Below are 15,969 nucleotides of genomic sequence, written 5' to 3'. Positions count from 1 at the left end.
ATCAGCTGTCCTTATCGGTAGAAAGAGGCAATGAAATCGTGAACTGATAACCATCGGTAATTTGATAGTTAAATGCGCCTTTGAGCAACTGAGCCCGTTCTGCGATGCCTTTTAGTCCATTCCCTTCCACTATCGCTTGTGTTGATGAATTATCAGATAAACGTACGTTTAGGGTGTTGTTTTGATGGCTAAACTGCCACCAACATTCAGTTGCGGTGCCGTGTTTGAGCATGTTATTGACTAGTTCAGTAAACATTAACCCTAGTTGTGATTCATATAACTCGGGCATCTCAGGTAATTGGCCGTTGACGTTCACTTCTATGCTTTGTTCTCGAAGGGATGCGGTTAATTGCTGTAAGGTGTCAGCCAAGCCTTTATGTTTATAATCCGATACTGTTTGTCTGATTTGACTAAGGCTGTCTCTGGCTATTTCTGCTAATTGACTCAAATGCTCTTTTGCTAAAGGCAGGTTTCCTGCTTCAACGAGTTTTTCCGCTAACTGCGCTTTAAGGGCGATAGACGATAAGTTGTGACCCATAATATCGTGAAGATCTCGAGCAATTCTTTCTCGTTCTAGGGCTGTCGCTAAACTGGCAATTTCATCATTTGATTGACGTTGCTGACGTCTAATTCGCTCATTGTTATGTTCTACTACACCAAATAATCCCACCACAAACACGATTAACATGCCGTATAGCGGGAAATAAAATGCGGGATACCCTACAAGGTAGTTTAGTGTCCATAACCCAATACTGATGGCGATAAAGCTGATAATGCTGGTGCGTAATGAGTAAAAAAAACCAATAAAAAAGCCCGCAAAACTAAAAAATGAAATTCCGCCGCTGGTAAATAAACTGGCGATAACCGCAGTCGAAATCATTAAGGATATAGGGTGTATGGCTTTTGCTTGGCTACTTTTATAAGCCCAAAAATAACCGTATAAGAATGGAATTAATAGCAATAGACTAATGCTTACACGCATAACATCATCACGCATAAACCAAATAGGTATGAAATAAAAAATGAGGTTTAACAAATAGACCCAAGCCGTTTTTTGCTTGTAGGCTTTTTCTGGGTGGTTGTTTTCGTTAGTGGTCATATCCGTGTGAACCATTCCTTGAGCAGACTGATTGGCAGTATCTTGAGTATTCATAACCTTTCCTTAGCAAGTTAGCATACTGCAACCCATCGGCAATGGGTAGCAGTAGCTAACAGGCCCCGTGGCATTATTGACTAGCATTCACTGTAGAGGTTGGGTTTAGCAGGAAGTTAGCCCATCCATAGTCTGGATTAATGGTTAACGCTTGTTGCCAGTCCTGCTCTGCAGCGTCTTGTTGACCGAGCTCTTGTTTGGCAAGACCTCGCCAAGTGTAAGCTTCAGCATGTCCCCAACAGATCTCATCACAAGGGTTTTGATAGCGTGCAATGGCTAATGAGGCCAACTCACTGGCTTTGTCGTAACCTCCACCATATTGCGCAGGCGTGTAAAATGCACTCATAGCTTTAACTAATGCAATTCGAGGGTTGTCGGGACTTAATTGTTCAGCCTGCTGTAATAAAGCGCCTGCTTTAGATGATAATTGTTGGGCTTTAGCGCCGTCATAAGCGATTTGCATGCCATAGATTTGCGCTAATAATGTCATCGATTCAGCATGATCTTCACGACTGATAACTGCTTCAAGTGTGGCTTGTGCATCAGTAAGCGCACGTTTTGCGACACCACGTTGTCCTAAAATATTGGCAGTAATTGCAATACGGTATTGGGCATAGGCATGTTCATAATCAACACTTTGCTGGCTGATTTGATTGAGCGCTTCAAGGTTCATGGTATTGGCTGCAGCATCAATACTACTGATATCTGCGACACTGGTTTGACTGACTAAAGATAAGGTAGCGGCAATAAATAATGTTTTCATGATTAACTCCGTTTATTCAAGTGTGTGTTGAGTGCAGAGTTAGTATTCAATATTGGCGTGAATGTGTGCAGGCACAAACGTCATCAGTTTATAATGACAAATGTCATTAATAAAAAAGCCAGCATACTGAATTAGCATGCTGGCTTATGGTTTAGCCCTGATGTTATCGTCTTAGGTTTTTTGTTTGACCCTATCGAATAGACTGAACCGTTTTTATACTTACGCTTGGATCACTAAGTAACTGATATAGCCTAAATAGCTGGCGACTAAAACAGCAGCTTCTCGGCGACCAATCCGCAGGCCTGTGTAAGCAAAGGGCAGTAATACTGCTGCTAATGCGATCATGACCACCCAGTCTATTTGGCTTATCTCATTACTGATAATAGGGTGGATAAGGGCCGTTACCCCTAAAATCCCTAAAATGTTAAATAGGTTTGAACCAACAACATTACCAATCGCTATATCACTTTCGCCTTTCAGTGCTGCCACAATAGAGGTGACAAGCTCCGGCATACTGGTGCCTATCGCGACGATGGTGAGGCCAATAACCACCTCACTAATACCTACCGACTTTGCCATGGCAACTGCGCCATCGACAAACAAAATGCCGCCACCGACCAGCATAGAAATACCGACAATAATCATTAGTACTGAAAGGAGGTTGCTTTGATTTGTTGCACTTTCAGAGTCGTCATTTTGTTGTTTGTCTGCTGTGAAATAGCTAAATAGTAAGTAACTGATAAGCAACGTAGTGAGAATGACGCCATCAAAAAAGCTTAAACCACCATCCAGTAATAACCCCCAAAACAATAATGAGGCCGCAATCATAATAGGGATATCTCGGCGCACCATTTGTGATTCGATTTTTATTGGACGGATAAGCGCGGTTATTCCTAAGATTAAACCGATATTGGCAATGTTTGAGCCGATAACGTTGCCCAACGCAATTCCGCTATTACCTGCAATAGCTGATTTAACACTCACTGCAAGCTCAGGGGCGCTGGTGCCAAAGGCCACGATTGTTAAACCGATAATAAGCGGCGTAAGTCCCAACTTGAGCGCGATTTGACTTGCTCCTCGCACGAGCGCTTCTGCACCTAGGGTTAAAATCAAAAAACCGCCGATAATCGACAACATAATTAGCATGATTCACTCTCAAAAATGGCTGAAACCGAAATGGACGGCAAGCATAGTGATTTTTTAGTTTTGCGCAATTTAAATTATCGAGCCGGAGGTTAAATTTTGTTCATATAGCTTAGGTATAGCATAGGGTTATTTCGCAAATACCAGGGACAAAAAAGCACACCAATAAGGTGTGCTTTAATCAGTCTAACCAAACAGCGGGTTAAATTTCATCTTCCCAGCAAATTTTCGCACCACGAATACCATCAACTTTGGCACTAAACTGCTTTTCTAGCACGTGGCGTTTAATTTTAAGCGTTGGTGTCATTGCATCATTTTCAATGGTCCAAGGCTCTGTTACCACAACCATTGCGTCAACATGCTCGTGTGATTCTAAGTTAGGGTTAATGCTGTCTAAGGTCGCCTTGAGTGATGAGCGTACTTCTTCACGAGGTTGCAACGCAGCACCTTCTGATAATTGAACCAATGCCACAGGGTGCGGTAAACCCGAACCAATGACACACAATAATTCAATATGCGAATCTTGAGCTAACTTACGCTCAATTGGGACTGGCGCAACATACTTACCTTTTGAGGTTTTGAAGTTATCTTTAACGCGACCCGTAATTGAGATAAAGCCTTCATCATCAATTTCACATAAATCGCCAGTATGGAAAAAACCATCTTCATCAAAACAAGCTTTGGTGACTTCTTCTTGTTTGTAATAGCCTTGCATTAAGCCAGGGCTTTTAACCATCAGCTCACCTTCGTCACTACGGCGCACTTGACAACCTTCGACTGGGCGCCCCACTGTACCAATTTTAGTGGCATCGAATGGGAAGTTAATTATCGAGTAAGCACAGTTTTCAGTCATGCCCCAAGCTTCAGAAATGTTCATGCCGATTTTGTGGTACCACTCAAGCTGGCTTGGTGGAATAGGCGCTGAACCTGAACCCAGCAAACGACAATGTTCCAGCCCTAGGCCTTTTTGGATTTTACGTTTAACTAAGCTGCTAATGATGGGGACTTTAAGCAGGAAGTCCAATTTAGCTTCACCGGCTTTTTCAATAATATTGAGCTGGAATAGTGTCCATAAACGTGGCACCGAGAAAAACACCGTAGGACGACAGCGCTGCACATCTGCAACAAACGAGTCTAGGCTTTCAACAAAGGCGACCGAAGAACCTGAGTAGAATGATGATCCTTGAATTGCGACACGCTCAGTAATGTGGGCTAATGGCAGGTAAGATAATAATCTGTCAGTGGTATTGGTTTTTAAATCACGCACGACGGCTTCACAAGTCCAACCGTAGCTACCAAATGTTTGAATTGCGCCTTTAGGTTTACCGGTAGAGCCAGAGGTATAAATCAGCGTCATGACTTGCTCTGCGGTAGGCGTCGGCGCATCAACTAATGGCGTGCCAAGTTCAAGAATTTTGTCCCAGTGATACTGAGAAGGCATGGTGTCATATGGCATTGCAAGACGTAAGATTTCACCACCTACACCGGCTTCTTGATCAGCCCAGAAATCTAATTTACCTGTAAAAATGGCTTTAGCTTCACTGTGCTCAAGGACATAGCGAATAGTCTCAGCATTTGCTGTTGGGTAAATCGGCACACTGATATAACCGCCATGCATTAATGCTAAATCAGTGATAAACCATTCAGCACAGTTTTTAGAAAGTACCGCGACTTTATCGCCTGGTACTAAGCCTAAATGACGCAGTGCACCGGCAACTTGCTGAACTTTTTGTTGTACTTCACGCCAAGTAAAGTCAACGTACTGACCATTGATAGGTTGGCGTAAATAGACTTCATTACCCTGGGTTTCTACCCAGTGCGACAACATTTCTACTGGCGTTTTCATTAGATTTTCCATTGACGATTCCGTGTTCTTTTTTGTTTTAATGTAGGTCGTGTTTATTTCAATGTCTTTAACGTAATAATCTATTGTAATCGCATTGAATATTTAATCAGTTCAGACCAGTTACATTCGCCTATAAGGTTAAATATGTGCATAAAGTGCGAATAACACTTACATATGTAACATTGTGCTGGGCGAGCATTACTGGTTCCCAATGAACGAGAAAATAATGAACACGATAGCTATCAGTATGGCTATTTATAGAACCCTGCGCAAACCTTAAGCTGTTAATTTTTAATAAATACAACTAATAAACTAGCAGGTTTTGCTGAAAAGTGAACCGTTATCGAGTAATAGCTCTAATAAAAAGGGCGCCTATTGGCGCCCTGTAGAGGAAAAGTCGGTTTGTGACCTAGATCTCCATTATTCCATCCATTTCGACTAAAGAGCCTTTTGGAAGCTGTTTTACACCAATTGCAGCACGTGCAGGGTAAGGTTGGCTGAAGTATTTAGCCATGATGTCATTTACAGTTGCAAAGTGAGAAAGATCAGTTAAGAAGATATTGAGCTTCACAATATCTGACATGTTGCCGCCAGCGGCTTCACATACTGCAGTTAAGTTTTCGAATACTTGCACCACTTGCGCAGAAAAGTCATCGCTGACCATTTCCATTGTGCTTGGGACTAACGGAATTTGGCCTGATAGGTAAACAGTGCTACCCACTTTTACAGCTTGAGAATATGTGCCAATTGCTTGTGGAGCTTTATCGGTTGCGATAATGATTTTTTCTGCCATGACGCCCTCTGCGAAAGTAAAAACTTCAAAATTGAAAATAAAATGCAAGCAAACCTAAGCTGCCTCATAGAGTTAGAGTCATTCAGCTTAGGAAAGTTAGATTAGCAATCTTACTAGCGATTACGTGAGGTGCGCAAGACTTCTGGCAATACGCGAATACGGCGCATGACATTGGCGAGGTGAACACGATCATCAACCGAGATACGTAGGTTAATGAGGTAAACACGGCCATCGCGCTCTTCAGTGCTCAAGTTATGAATGTTTGAGCCTGCCGCAGCGATAATATTGGTGATCTTAGCTAGAGCGCCTTGATGGTTAACAATTTCAACCCGCAAGTTAGCTTGGTAAGTTTCGCCTTCAACGTTATCCCAATGTACTGGAATATATTTATCAGGCTCACCTTGATAACCACGAATATTGGCGCAGTTTTCCATGTGAACCACTAAGCCTTTACCAGGACTCACGTGGGCAACGACTGCATCACCTGGAATAGGGCGACAACAGTTTGCGAAGGTAACAAGCATACCTTCAGCACCACGAATCGGCATTAAATGTTCTTCGTGATCGTCGTCATCTTCGTTCTTAGTCGTGAGGTTCTTACCCAGTAATCGCTGAGCAATCACAATGCTCATGGCATTACCTAAGCCGATATCCGCCAATAGTGACTCTAAATCGTCATGTTTGGTTTCAGAGATGACCTTATCCAGTTGCTCAGCATCAATGCTATCAAGCTTGGTTTCACCCAAGGCATGATTCAATAGGCGTTTACCTAATGCTACAGCATCGTCACTGGTCAAGCTCTTCAGTACTTGACGGATTTTACCGCGCGCTTTACCGGTTACCACAAAGTTTAACCAAGCGGCATTTGGACGTGCGCCCTTAGCGGTAATAATTTCCACTGTTTGACCGGAAATCAATGGCTGACTGAGTGGGTATGCTTGACGGTTTACACGTGCGCCAACACAGGTATTACCCACATCAGTATGCACTTCGTAAGCAAAATCGACGGCAGTCGAGTTAACCGGAAGTTCTAAAATACGACCTTCAGGCGTGAAGACGTAAATTTCTTCTGGGAAGAGTTCGGTTTTAACGTTTTCCACAAACTCGAATGAACTACTGGCGCTTTGTTGCAGCTCCAGCAGACTTTGCATCCATTTATGGGCACGAATTTGAGTGGTACTTTGTTGCGAACTACTGGTGCCGCTTTTATACATCCAATGAGCAGCAACCCCTTTATCTGCCATTAAGTCCATTTCTTCAGTACGAATTTGAACTTCAACAGGAACCGCATGAGGGCCAAATAATGAGGTATGCAATGATTGGTAACCATTGGCTTTTGGAATCGCAATATAATCTTTAAAACGCCCTGGGTGCGGCTTGTAAAGACCATGCATGGCACCTAATACGCGGTAACAGGTATCAATGGAATCGACCATGACTCTGAACGCATAGATATCCATGACTTCTTGAAACTGCAGTTCTTTATTGCTCATCTTACGATAGATGGAATAAAGGTTTTTCTCACGACCTTTGACTGTGCCTTTAATGCCGGCATCTTCAAGACGAGTCGTAATCGCACCTTCAATACTGTTAATCAGTTCTTTTCTATTACCACGGGCTGCTTTAACGACTTCTTTAAGCACACGGTAGCGCATTGGATAATAGGCTTGGAAACCTAAATCCTCTAACTCGCTTTTGATATTATGAATACCAAGACGGTTGGCGATCGGTGCGTAAATTTCTAAGGTTTCGCGAGCAATACGACGACGCTTGTCGGGACGTAATGCACCCAAAGTACGCATGTTATGCGTTCTGTCAGCAAGCTTGATTAGAATAACGCGGATATCCTGCGTCATTGCCATCATCATCTTGCGGAAGTTTTCGGCTTGGGCTTCTTTTTTATCGCGAAACTTAATTTTGTCGAGTTTTGACACACCCTCAACGAGTTCAGCCACGGTTACGCCAAATAACTCAGTGAGTTCTTCTTTGGTAACTGGGGTATCTTCGATGGTGTCATGAAGCAGGGCTGCCATTAATGTCTCGTGATCAAGACGCATGTCAGCCACAATGCGGGCTACCGCAACGGGATGGGTAATATAGGGTTCGCCACTTGTGCGCATTTGCCCTTCATGGGCATCACGCGCAACAATGTACGCCTGCTTGAGTAACTCTACTTGCGCGGGTTCTAAATAACCTGACGCAGACTCCTTAAGACCTTCAAACAGATACAAGTGGCGCTACTCCTTAAAGCGTACGGCCTTCAGCAATTGCTGCAACAGCAGCAATTTCAGCGGCTTCACGCTCACGAACAGTTTGACGTTCGTCAGCATCTAAAGTGTTAGAGGTGACTAAGCCTAATTCGATTTCGCGTAGAGCGATAACCGTTGGCTTATCATTCATCTCTTCAACCATAGGGTCTTTACCTTGCACAGCGATTTGGCGTGCACGACGCGCTGCAACCAGGATCATGTCAAAACGGTTGCCGATTTGTTCTACGGCGTCTTCTACAGTTACGCGAGCCATGTGGTGAAACTCCAGTGTTATCTATGGGAAAAAAATGACGCAAAATTGTACACTATGACAATTAATCTGCCAACAGATCGTTAATCATACCACTGTGAGTATGGATCTGACTAGCACAGGTTGATCTTTGACTGCGAATGATCGCGCAAAGATCGCCTAAAGCTACGTCAAAATCATCATTTACAATAATATAATCTGCATCTTTATAGTGTGACATTTCTGATACAGCCTCAGCCATACGTCCGTCAATGACGTCTTGGCTGTCTTGACCACGGCCAGTTAAACGGCGTTCAAGTTCAGCTCTTGAAGGAGGTAAAATAAATACCCCAATGGCTTCTGGCATGAGTTTTTTGACTTGTTCAGCGCCTTGCCAATCAATATCTAAAAATACATCAATACCATTTGCTAATGTTTGTTCAATAACCGTGCGGGATGTGCCGTAATAGTTACCAAACACTTCAGCCCATTCAAAGAAGGATTCTTCAGCAATAAGCGCTTTGAACTCTTCAACCGAGACAAAGTGATAATGTTGACCATTCACTTCACCTGGGCGAGGCTGACGGGTGGTATGAGACACAGACACTTGCATGTCGCTTGGCTTATCTTTTAGTAAAGCAGAGATAAGTGAAGATTTACCGGCGCCACTTGGGGCAGACACAATAAATAGATTTCCTCGAGCGCTCATAGTGCAATTTCCAACCAGATTATTTATCAGGCCGAGTATTATACTCAAAGCCATACAATTTGCGAGATTTGTGATAGAGAAAAATGCAAAAATCTGCACTAAAAATAGCAAAGAATTCTGCGTTGAATTTAGCACTCAATCCCCGACTGATATAGATGCAGCACCTAACTAGCCTGAATTTAACCTTAATCGAAAAAGACAATGGATAAGTTTCCTCTTCGATTTAGTACCAAATAGTGCTTTTTAGCATTTTTTTGTGCCATTTTACGTGGGTTTCACTGACTTTAGCGTTGAAATTGTTTAGTCTGCCAACAGTTCATTTATTTAGATATTGGGATTGCTTGTGTCATTCGCCTCCTTATTTTGTCGCCAAGGTCGAGATAACGGCCTAAGAGCCTTAGCCATTCAATTAAGCTGCTTAGTCTTTGTGTTATTGATTGCGCTACTTTTTTCAAACTCGATTGTGACATTAATTGCAGCTGTCTTAGCGTTACCTATTTGCGCGTTAAGCACTTTACGTCGCTTAAAAGATGCGGCTAAACCCAATACGTTGCTTGCGATCCCTGTATTGTTGTTGCTGCTGTTTAGCATGTCGCTCAGTTTTAGCTTTCCTGCAGCAGTCTCTATTACCGTATTTATTCTTGCTGCACTAACAGCGGGCGGTTTTGCATGGTTTGCTGCGCCAAAAACAAACCAGCGAAAACCTGCGTATGTAATGGGTTACTTTGGCCCTCACGCTAAAGCAGCGGTAAAGCTTGGCGATGTACGCCGAAGACAAGAGCCAGTTATAGGCGGCGAGCATGCGTTTTCATCAATGACTGAAGATAATGAGCAATCTGTTTATGATGCCGATGATGTCAGTTATGAGCCTGGTTATCAGCATGAAACCGTTTATAAAGATGATATTAAAGCCCAACAACACAATATTGATGAGCAAGCCGCTTATGAAAGCGATGATAAACCGACCTACAGAGTTGACCGTGGTGCATTAGAGTCTGGCTCGTTATCTGAACTGCTAAAGTCATGGCTTGTTTGGGGACAAAACAATCAAAAAACGCTCATGATGCTAGCTAAAGGGTTGGGTGTTGTTAGTGTCATTGCGGTAATTATTTACCTCATAAGCTTACTATTTAGTAACAGCGATGTTGAACAAGAGCCAGTAGAAATAGCGCCTATCGAGCAGCCTGCAATCATTAGCGAGACAGCAAGAGTTAAGCTACCAGATGGGTTTTGGCTGATTTTACAACAAGATATTTTAATCATTCGCTGGTTAGGTGATGAAGGCGATGCGCAATCTATTTGGCGTTTAGATAACGCAGAAGGTGATAAACGTTGTGCTGAATTAGTGTTTAACGACGGCAGTAAATTCCGCCCTATGCAGGTAGATTTAATGGCAGACAGCGGTACTGAAGCTCGTTTCTCTCCTCTAGATAACGCTAAGATCATCAACAATATAGCCATGCGAGGTAGTTTTAAAATGTGCGGATTTAATTTTAGTTTGAAGGGCAGCCAAGCAACATTGTCTAGTCAACCTGATTTTGCGCACTACTTAAAAAGCCTTTAACCTCGTGAGATAGCGTGAATAGTGTCGTTTTTGTTGAGTTTTAAGGCATTACTGGTGCATAGCTAGTCTTGTGCTCAGGGATGGATTAGACTATCGGGCTCGCGATAAAAAATATGGAGTGTTGGGTGGTGGAGTTTATTAGGCAAACAATTTTGCCTTTGTATGGAATTACTGATGAAAATGCCAGTATTGCCCCGTTAGGCAATGGCCATATTAACCAAACCTTTTTGGTGAGATGGTCTACAGGGCAACTTGTGCTACAGCAAATTAATACTACTGTATTTACCGAGCCAGACGTATTAATCGAAAATGCGGCAAAAGTCAGTCATCACCTAATACAAAAGTCCACTCTTGGTGAGTATCAGCTTGATGTCATTTCTCCTGTCGTATTAAAAGATGGTCGCTTATCTGTCGACCTTGGTGATAGAGGTTATTGGCGCGCCATTAGCTACTTAGCTAACAGCCATACGATTGAAGTCGTCACCAATACTGAGCAAGCTGAAATGGCGGCCAGTGCTTTTGGTCACTTCGCTTTTGCATTAAGTGACTTAGATGCCAACAGCCTAGTCGATGTTATTCCCAACTTTTTAAACTTACCGCAACGTATCGAGCAGCTTAAACAAGCCATTGCCGAAGATAACGCTGGCAGGCTTGAGCACTGCAAGCCTTGGGCTGACTTTGTGCTTTCTCAGCAGGCACTTTTCGCAGAGCTTGAACAAATAGAAAGCCAATTACCGCTGCGTGTGTGCCATAACGATACCAAAATCAACAACATGCTATTTGATAAACGTGACATGTCGAGCATGGCAGTGATTGATATCGACACCTGCATGAAAGGCTACTTAATGTATGACTTTGGTGACATGGTGCGCGCGTTTTGCTCACCAGAGGAAGAAGACTCAACAGCACTTGATAAGGTCGTTGCTCGTCCTGAAATCATTGCTGCAGCCACCCAAGCGTATACCGACCAATTAGCTGCAATTTTAACCCCGCTAGAAAAACGTAGTTTGTGGTTAGGCATAAAGGTAATGGCGTTAATGCTTGGGTCGCGCTTTTTAACCGATCACTTAAACGGTGATGTGTATTTCGGTATTCATCGCGAAGGCCATAACCTCGACAGAGCTGCCAACCAGTTAACCGTATACAAAAGCCTAGTCGCACAAGAAGCGCAACTGATGGCGCTATTTGAATAATTCAGTCAACTGTATATATCAGTAAGGGTAAATCATGAAGTACCAATGGATTTTGTTTGATGCCGACGAAACCCTATTTGATTTTGATATTTTTGCAGGGTTAAAGCTGATGTTCTCTCGCTTTGATATCGAATTTGATGCCAGTGATTTCGCTTTTTATCAAACCGTAAATAAGCAGTTATGGGTTGATTATCAGCAAGGATTAATCGATGCCGCGGAGCTGCAACACACACGCTTTTTACACTGGGCGACCAAATTAGGCTTAACGACCAAACAGCTTAATAGCGACTTTTTAGCTGCTATGGCTGATATTTGTCAGCCGTTACCGGGCGCTAAAAAACTCATTAACAGTTTAGAAGGTAAAGCCAGTTTAGGGATCATCACTAACGGCTTAACAGAATTACAAAATGTGCGATTAGAAAGAACTGGCTTTAAACCCGCTTTTGAACACGTAGTGATTTCTGAACAGTTTGGCAAAGCTAAGCCCGATGTGAGTATTTTTGAGCACACGTTTGAGCTAATGGGTCATCCAGACAAAAACACCGTATTGATGGTGGGTGATAACCTACACTCGGATATTCTTGGCGGCGTAAATGCAGGTATTGATACCTGTTGGCTTAATCACCATGGAAAGGATGTCGTCGATGGGATTACCCCCACCTTTGAAGTCAAAGACTTGCATCAACTGCACGATAAATTGCACTCAGTGAACCGCTAATAATCGAGCGTAAATAATCGTTCGCTAATAATTTAACGTTAAAAATCGAGCGTTAAATTGTGAAAATTATATAAAAAAGCCACTCAATCGAGTGGCTTTTTAATAGCTATTTTTAATAAGCTTTATTCGCTTAAAGCTGACTTAGGAAAGGCTTGATGATAGGCAATCATAAAGTCTTCTCTGATGTGTTGTTCTAAGTGCGTTGCGCGCTCAGTGGGGCAAAATATCATAATATGGACGACTTGTTCGCCGTTAGGCCCACTGTGAATATGAATGTGTGGCTCAGGCCCTGGTAGATCAACGCCCGCATGCCTTTCAATAATATTATTATATCGGGTCGCGACTTCTAAAAAGTCTTCGCAGTGTGCTTCAATCTTTTCAACTAAATCTGGGAACAGCGGATACAAGTTTACAAACTCAACGACCGTAATATTAAAGCTGTGATAAACATAGCGCTTCATAAAGTTGAGGTTTTTCACTGCATAACTAAAGAACATACTATTAGGGAAGGTGACCGTTTTACCTGTGTAATGGTATTGGCCATGGTGTAAGTCAATCTCTTGGATCACCGTCGCCATTAGGTTGTGCTCAATCACTTCACCGCACAGCTTACCCACTTCAATCCAGTCGCCAATCACAAACGAGCGTGAACTCGCCCGCTGAATCGAGCCGGTAAAACATAAAATGATTTCTTTTGATGCCACCACAAACGCAATCGCAATAGCGGTAACAGACAGCGCAAACTTATTGATTTCGGTCTGCCACAGCAAAAACAAAATCATCACTATTAAGATGAACGTGCCGTTTTTAGTTCGCGACATCCACTTACGTTGCCCCTCGCTCACAAAAGCGATATCGCCACGGATCTTAGACACGACAAAGCGTTTAAGCATCGACAGCAAAAGAATGATTAATACGGTAACAAACAACTTATAGGTTGCTAAAAAATCAATGATGATAGTCAGTTGTTCCACAAAACCTTCTTTAAATTAGGGAGGGGGGTGATAATGCAACTAGAGTTAAGACTTTATCATAGACACTTATTAAGTCAGCATTAAGTGTGTTTTTATTTAAGTTTCCTTATCAAATCTTTCACCTAATTGTACTGAGCTAATCGCGTTACTGGTACCACTTCAAAGCAATGAGGCGATACTCATATTGTGCTTCAATAATTGGCCTAACCACTTTTAAAAGCTATTAATTGGGTAATGGGTTTTAATAAAGTACTTAACGGTGAATATTCACAAATAGGTGTAAAAATGATTAAACTAAATCTTTTACTGACTTCACCATACGTAGTGTTTTGACGCCATGCTGAACATGTGTTGCCCAAGCTTTTTCTAGTTCTTTATTGTCTAACGCGGGATAAAGCATTTTTAAAGTGCAATCAATCGCAAGAGTTAAATCGCCTAACCAGGTCACTTTATCCAATACTAAAGACCCATCTAGCTTAATAGAGGAGTCATGATAACGATATCCGGTCTCAACAGATTTAAAAAAAGCCACTCTTGAAGCAACATTAGGTGTGACTTTAGCTTTAAGTTTTAAACGTCTCAACTGTTCTTCAGTTTCTTTGGGTAGTTTCAAGCCTCGAGTCGGTAACATTAAATAGCCTCCTGCAGTTCTGAATTTTTCCAAAAGTAGCCTTTTTCAATGGATGAAGATTGTACATCTGCATTGAAAGTAACTTGATAACTTTGGCTGATTTTATGTTCTAACGCATCAAAAAATCCAGCATCAACTTCAGTATCAGTTGATAGGATTATTACTTGCTCAGATGCCTCGGGAAAATAATGCTCTATCAATTTATTACGATGCATGGAATCGAGGCGGCCTAATGGAGTATCAATTACGACTGGTAGCTTTTTGCCTGCAACCTTTGCAAGAGCATCTAACATTGCAATTGCATATATTTGCTTTTCACCAGCTGACATAGCCTTTCTGTCAATATGTCGATTGTTAAAACCATATAATGTTACATCAAAGCTCTTGCTATCGATGCTTGCATGGATATCTAAATCATCTTTTCTGGCCAGCTTGTGATATGAGCTATTAAACTCAGATTCCAATTGGGTTAATCGAACTTGTCCCAATTGATCTTTTAGCTGTTCTAATAGCTTAATAACTGCAACCGCACGAGATGCAGAATCGTTATCACCAAAAGCACGCTTCATATCGGTATGCAGCTTAAGTAATCGTTGCGCGACCTGCTGAGCTTTATTGAACTTTTCTTTAGCACTAACAAGTTTATCTGTGTATTTTTTTACGGCTTCTTTTTTTGTTTGCTCTAGTGCCCGTAATTCATCAAATGCAATCTTTAGTTGTTCTTTTTCTGGTGCCCTTTCAATATTTATCGCTGCGTTATCAATCGTATCTTCTAATGATGAAAGAATCGATTTGAGTTTATTGACCTTATCAAATGAATGTTGACTCAAGCTTTCAATTTGAGAATGCAGTAAACCACTTTGTTGGTCAGAAATACCAAACTCTACTTCAGGTAAATCTACACTTTGTGTAAATGTTGATAGCTCACTTTTTAGAAGCGTTAACGTATCGTCGCTTTGTAATGTTGAATTAAATAAAGCGGTTTGTAATTGTGGCAAGAACTCATCGAATTGCACCGAAAAATTTTGTCGAGACCGGTAATCAGATTCTTGCTCCAAGTGTTTAGTGAGCATTTTTAGAGTATTAGGGGCAAGGCTTAACGGATAACAACCATCAAGCTCTTTCAATACTTCAGACTCAGTATCCTGCTTTGCCATAATAAGGCTATCGATCTCTTTCTTTGTTTCCTCTCTATCGTTAGCCCAAGCACCACCGCCACTTAATAGTTTTTGTTCAGCCACATTAACCTGTCGGCTAAGCTCAGTTATAACATTATAGTGATTATCCGCATCATTTCTTAGTTGTCTGGCTTCTTGCAAAAAGTGTGATTTATCGGATTCAAGCTGCTCAAACTCTGACTGTAGTTCACTTGTTGCAGAGGAAATACCAACTTTCTTAAGGTAAATCCGTAAATCTTCCTGTAATCGCTGAACGGTATTTAGCCCAAGTAACTTGTTAACGGCATCTTTTAACGCAAAGCCATTATTGTCTTCAGCTAGATCTGCAATTTTTTCACCATCAAAGAAAACCAAATTGGCTACGCCAGGAGGCACAAGTTCTAGTAAAAATGCCTGAGCCTGTTCATAGTTCAGTTCATTACGTATTAAATTGTTTTCTTTAACGACTAATTTGTCAGGTAAACCAGCAGACCAAGTTCTAGTAATGCAATATTCAATCGCTTTACCTTCACGCACATAATCAAAAGTAATTTCGACCTTTGCTTCCAAATCTTCTTTAACGAGTGAGGATTGATGGATCAAACTGGTTAGCTGCTCAATGTAGGACTTTTGGCTGGTCACTTGTTCAAATGCTATACGCCCCAACAAAACATAACGAATCGCCGTTAGAATAGACGTTTTTCCGGCGCCATTTAAACCACCAAAAAGCACGATTGGCGAATCTATTTTAGGCATTAAATTAATATCGTGTCGACCAGAGAAAACACGAAAATTTTCTAGAGTTAGAGATTTAATAATCATTATT

The 15,969-nt window shown here is 41.9% G+C and carries 14 protein-coding genes; 3 read left to right on the top strand and 11 right to left on the bottom strand.

Annotation, left to right across the window (positions count from 1 at the left end; genetic code table 11):
- Position 1: 1 nt before the first annotated feature.
- The 8 genes from J8L86_RS09535 to gmk all read right to left on the bottom strand — a co-directional run bounded on the left by J8L86_RS09535 (position 2) and on the right by gmk (position 8,906).
- Positions 2 to 1,153: a sensor histidine kinase gene (locus J8L86_RS09535; protein ID WP_247663318.1), complete on the bottom strand. Its 1,152-nt coding sequence runs from the start codon at positions 1,151 to 1,153 to the stop codon at positions 2 to 4.
- A gap of 73 nt (positions 1,154 to 1,226) precedes the next feature.
- Positions 1,227 to 1,916 (bottom strand): tetratricopeptide repeat protein, encoded by a 690-nt coding sequence (locus J8L86_RS09530; protein WP_211030038.1) that lies wholly within the window; start codon positions 1,914 to 1,916, stop codon positions 1,227 to 1,229.
- 219 nt (positions 1,917 to 2,135) lie between these two features.
- Positions 2,136 to 3,062 (bottom strand): calcium/sodium antiporter, encoded by a 927-nt coding sequence (locus J8L86_RS09525; protein WP_211030036.1) that lies wholly within the window; start codon positions 3,060 to 3,062, stop codon positions 2,136 to 2,138.
- 199 nt (positions 3,063 to 3,261) lie between these two features.
- Complete coding sequence (locus J8L86_RS09520; RefSeq protein WP_055025251.1) at positions 3,262 to 4,917, bottom strand: AMP-binding protein; 1,656 nt, start codon at positions 4,915 to 4,917, stop codon at positions 3,262 to 3,264.
- A gap of 397 nt (positions 4,918 to 5,314) precedes the next feature.
- The gene (locus J8L86_RS09515) at positions 5,315 to 5,698 is read right to left on the bottom strand and encodes a RidA family protein (RefSeq protein WP_055025250.1); all 384 of its coding nucleotides are present in this window, start codon (positions 5,696 to 5,698) and stop codon (positions 5,315 to 5,317) included.
- Between the two features lie 113 nt (positions 5,699 to 5,811).
- Entirely contained in the window at positions 5,812 to 7,929 is a 2,118-nt protein-coding gene (gene spoT / locus J8L86_RS09510) for a bifunctional GTP diphosphokinase/guanosine-3',5'-bis pyrophosphate 3'-pyrophosphohydrolase (protein ID WP_055025249.1), read from the bottom strand.
- A 13-nt stretch (positions 7,930 to 7,942) separates the two neighbouring features.
- A complete protein-coding gene (gene rpoZ, locus J8L86_RS09505; protein WP_055025248.1) occupies positions 7,943 to 8,221 on the bottom strand; it encodes a DNA-directed RNA polymerase subunit omega in 279 nt (92 codons plus the stop codon).
- Positions 8,222 to 8,282: 61 nt separating this feature from the next.
- Entirely contained in the window at positions 8,283 to 8,906 is a 624-nt protein-coding gene (gene gmk, locus J8L86_RS09500; protein WP_055025247.1) for a guanylate kinase, read from the bottom strand.
- Positions 8,907 to 9,249: 343 nt separating this feature from the next.
- Here gmk and J8L86_RS09495 point away from each other — a divergent pair, with 343 nt between their 5' ends.
- From J8L86_RS09495 to yjjG, 3 genes are all read left to right on the top strand, one after another.
- The gene (locus J8L86_RS09495) at positions 9,250 to 10,470 is read left to right on the top strand and encodes a hypothetical protein (protein ID WP_211030034.1); all 1,221 of its coding nucleotides are present in this window, start codon (positions 9,250 to 9,252) and stop codon (positions 10,468 to 10,470) included.
- A gap of 125 nt (positions 10,471 to 10,595) precedes the next feature.
- Entirely contained in the window at positions 10,596 to 11,663 is a 1,068-nt protein-coding gene (locus J8L86_RS09490) for an aminoglycoside phosphotransferase family protein (RefSeq protein WP_211030032.1), read from the top strand.
- 34 nt (positions 11,664 to 11,697) lie between these two features.
- Positions 11,698 to 12,381 (top strand): pyrimidine 5'-nucleotidase, encoded by a 684-nt coding sequence (gene yjjG, locus J8L86_RS09485; protein WP_211030030.1) that lies wholly within the window; start codon positions 11,698 to 11,700, stop codon positions 12,379 to 12,381.
- Positions 12,382 to 12,503: 122 nt separating this feature from the next.
- Here yjjG and J8L86_RS09480 read toward each other — a convergent pair whose 3' ends face one another.
- From J8L86_RS09480 to dndD, 3 genes are all read right to left on the bottom strand, one after another.
- Positions 12,504 to 13,355 carry a mechanosensitive ion channel family protein gene (locus J8L86_RS09480; RefSeq protein WP_211030028.1) on the bottom strand — a complete coding sequence of 284 codons (852 nt, stop codon included), beginning with the start codon at positions 13,353 to 13,355 and terminating at the stop codon, positions 12,504 to 12,506.
- 289 nt (positions 13,356 to 13,644) lie between these two features.
- On the bottom strand, positions 13,645 to 13,986 hold the full coding sequence (gene dndE / locus J8L86_RS09475) for a DNA sulfur modification protein DndE (RefSeq protein ID WP_211030026.1): 342 nt from the start codon (positions 13,984 to 13,986) through the stop codon (positions 13,645 to 13,647).
- Positions 13,986 to 15,965 carry a DNA sulfur modification protein DndD gene (gene dndD / locus J8L86_RS09470; protein ID WP_211030024.1) on the bottom strand — a complete coding sequence of 660 codons (1,980 nt, stop codon included), beginning with the start codon at positions 15,963 to 15,965 and terminating at the stop codon, positions 13,986 to 13,988. The genes dndE and dndD overlap by 1 nt, the downstream gene beginning before the upstream one ends.
- Between the last annotated feature and the right edge of the window lie 4 nt (positions 15,966 to 15,969).

It is taken from the genome of Shewanella sp. MMG014, assembly GCF_018100775.1.
In the GTDB taxonomy this organism is placed as follows: Bacteria; Pseudomonadota; Gammaproteobacteria; order Enterobacterales; family Shewanellaceae; genus Shewanella; species Shewanella japonica.
This window is presented reverse-complemented; position numbering and strand designations above follow the sequence as displayed.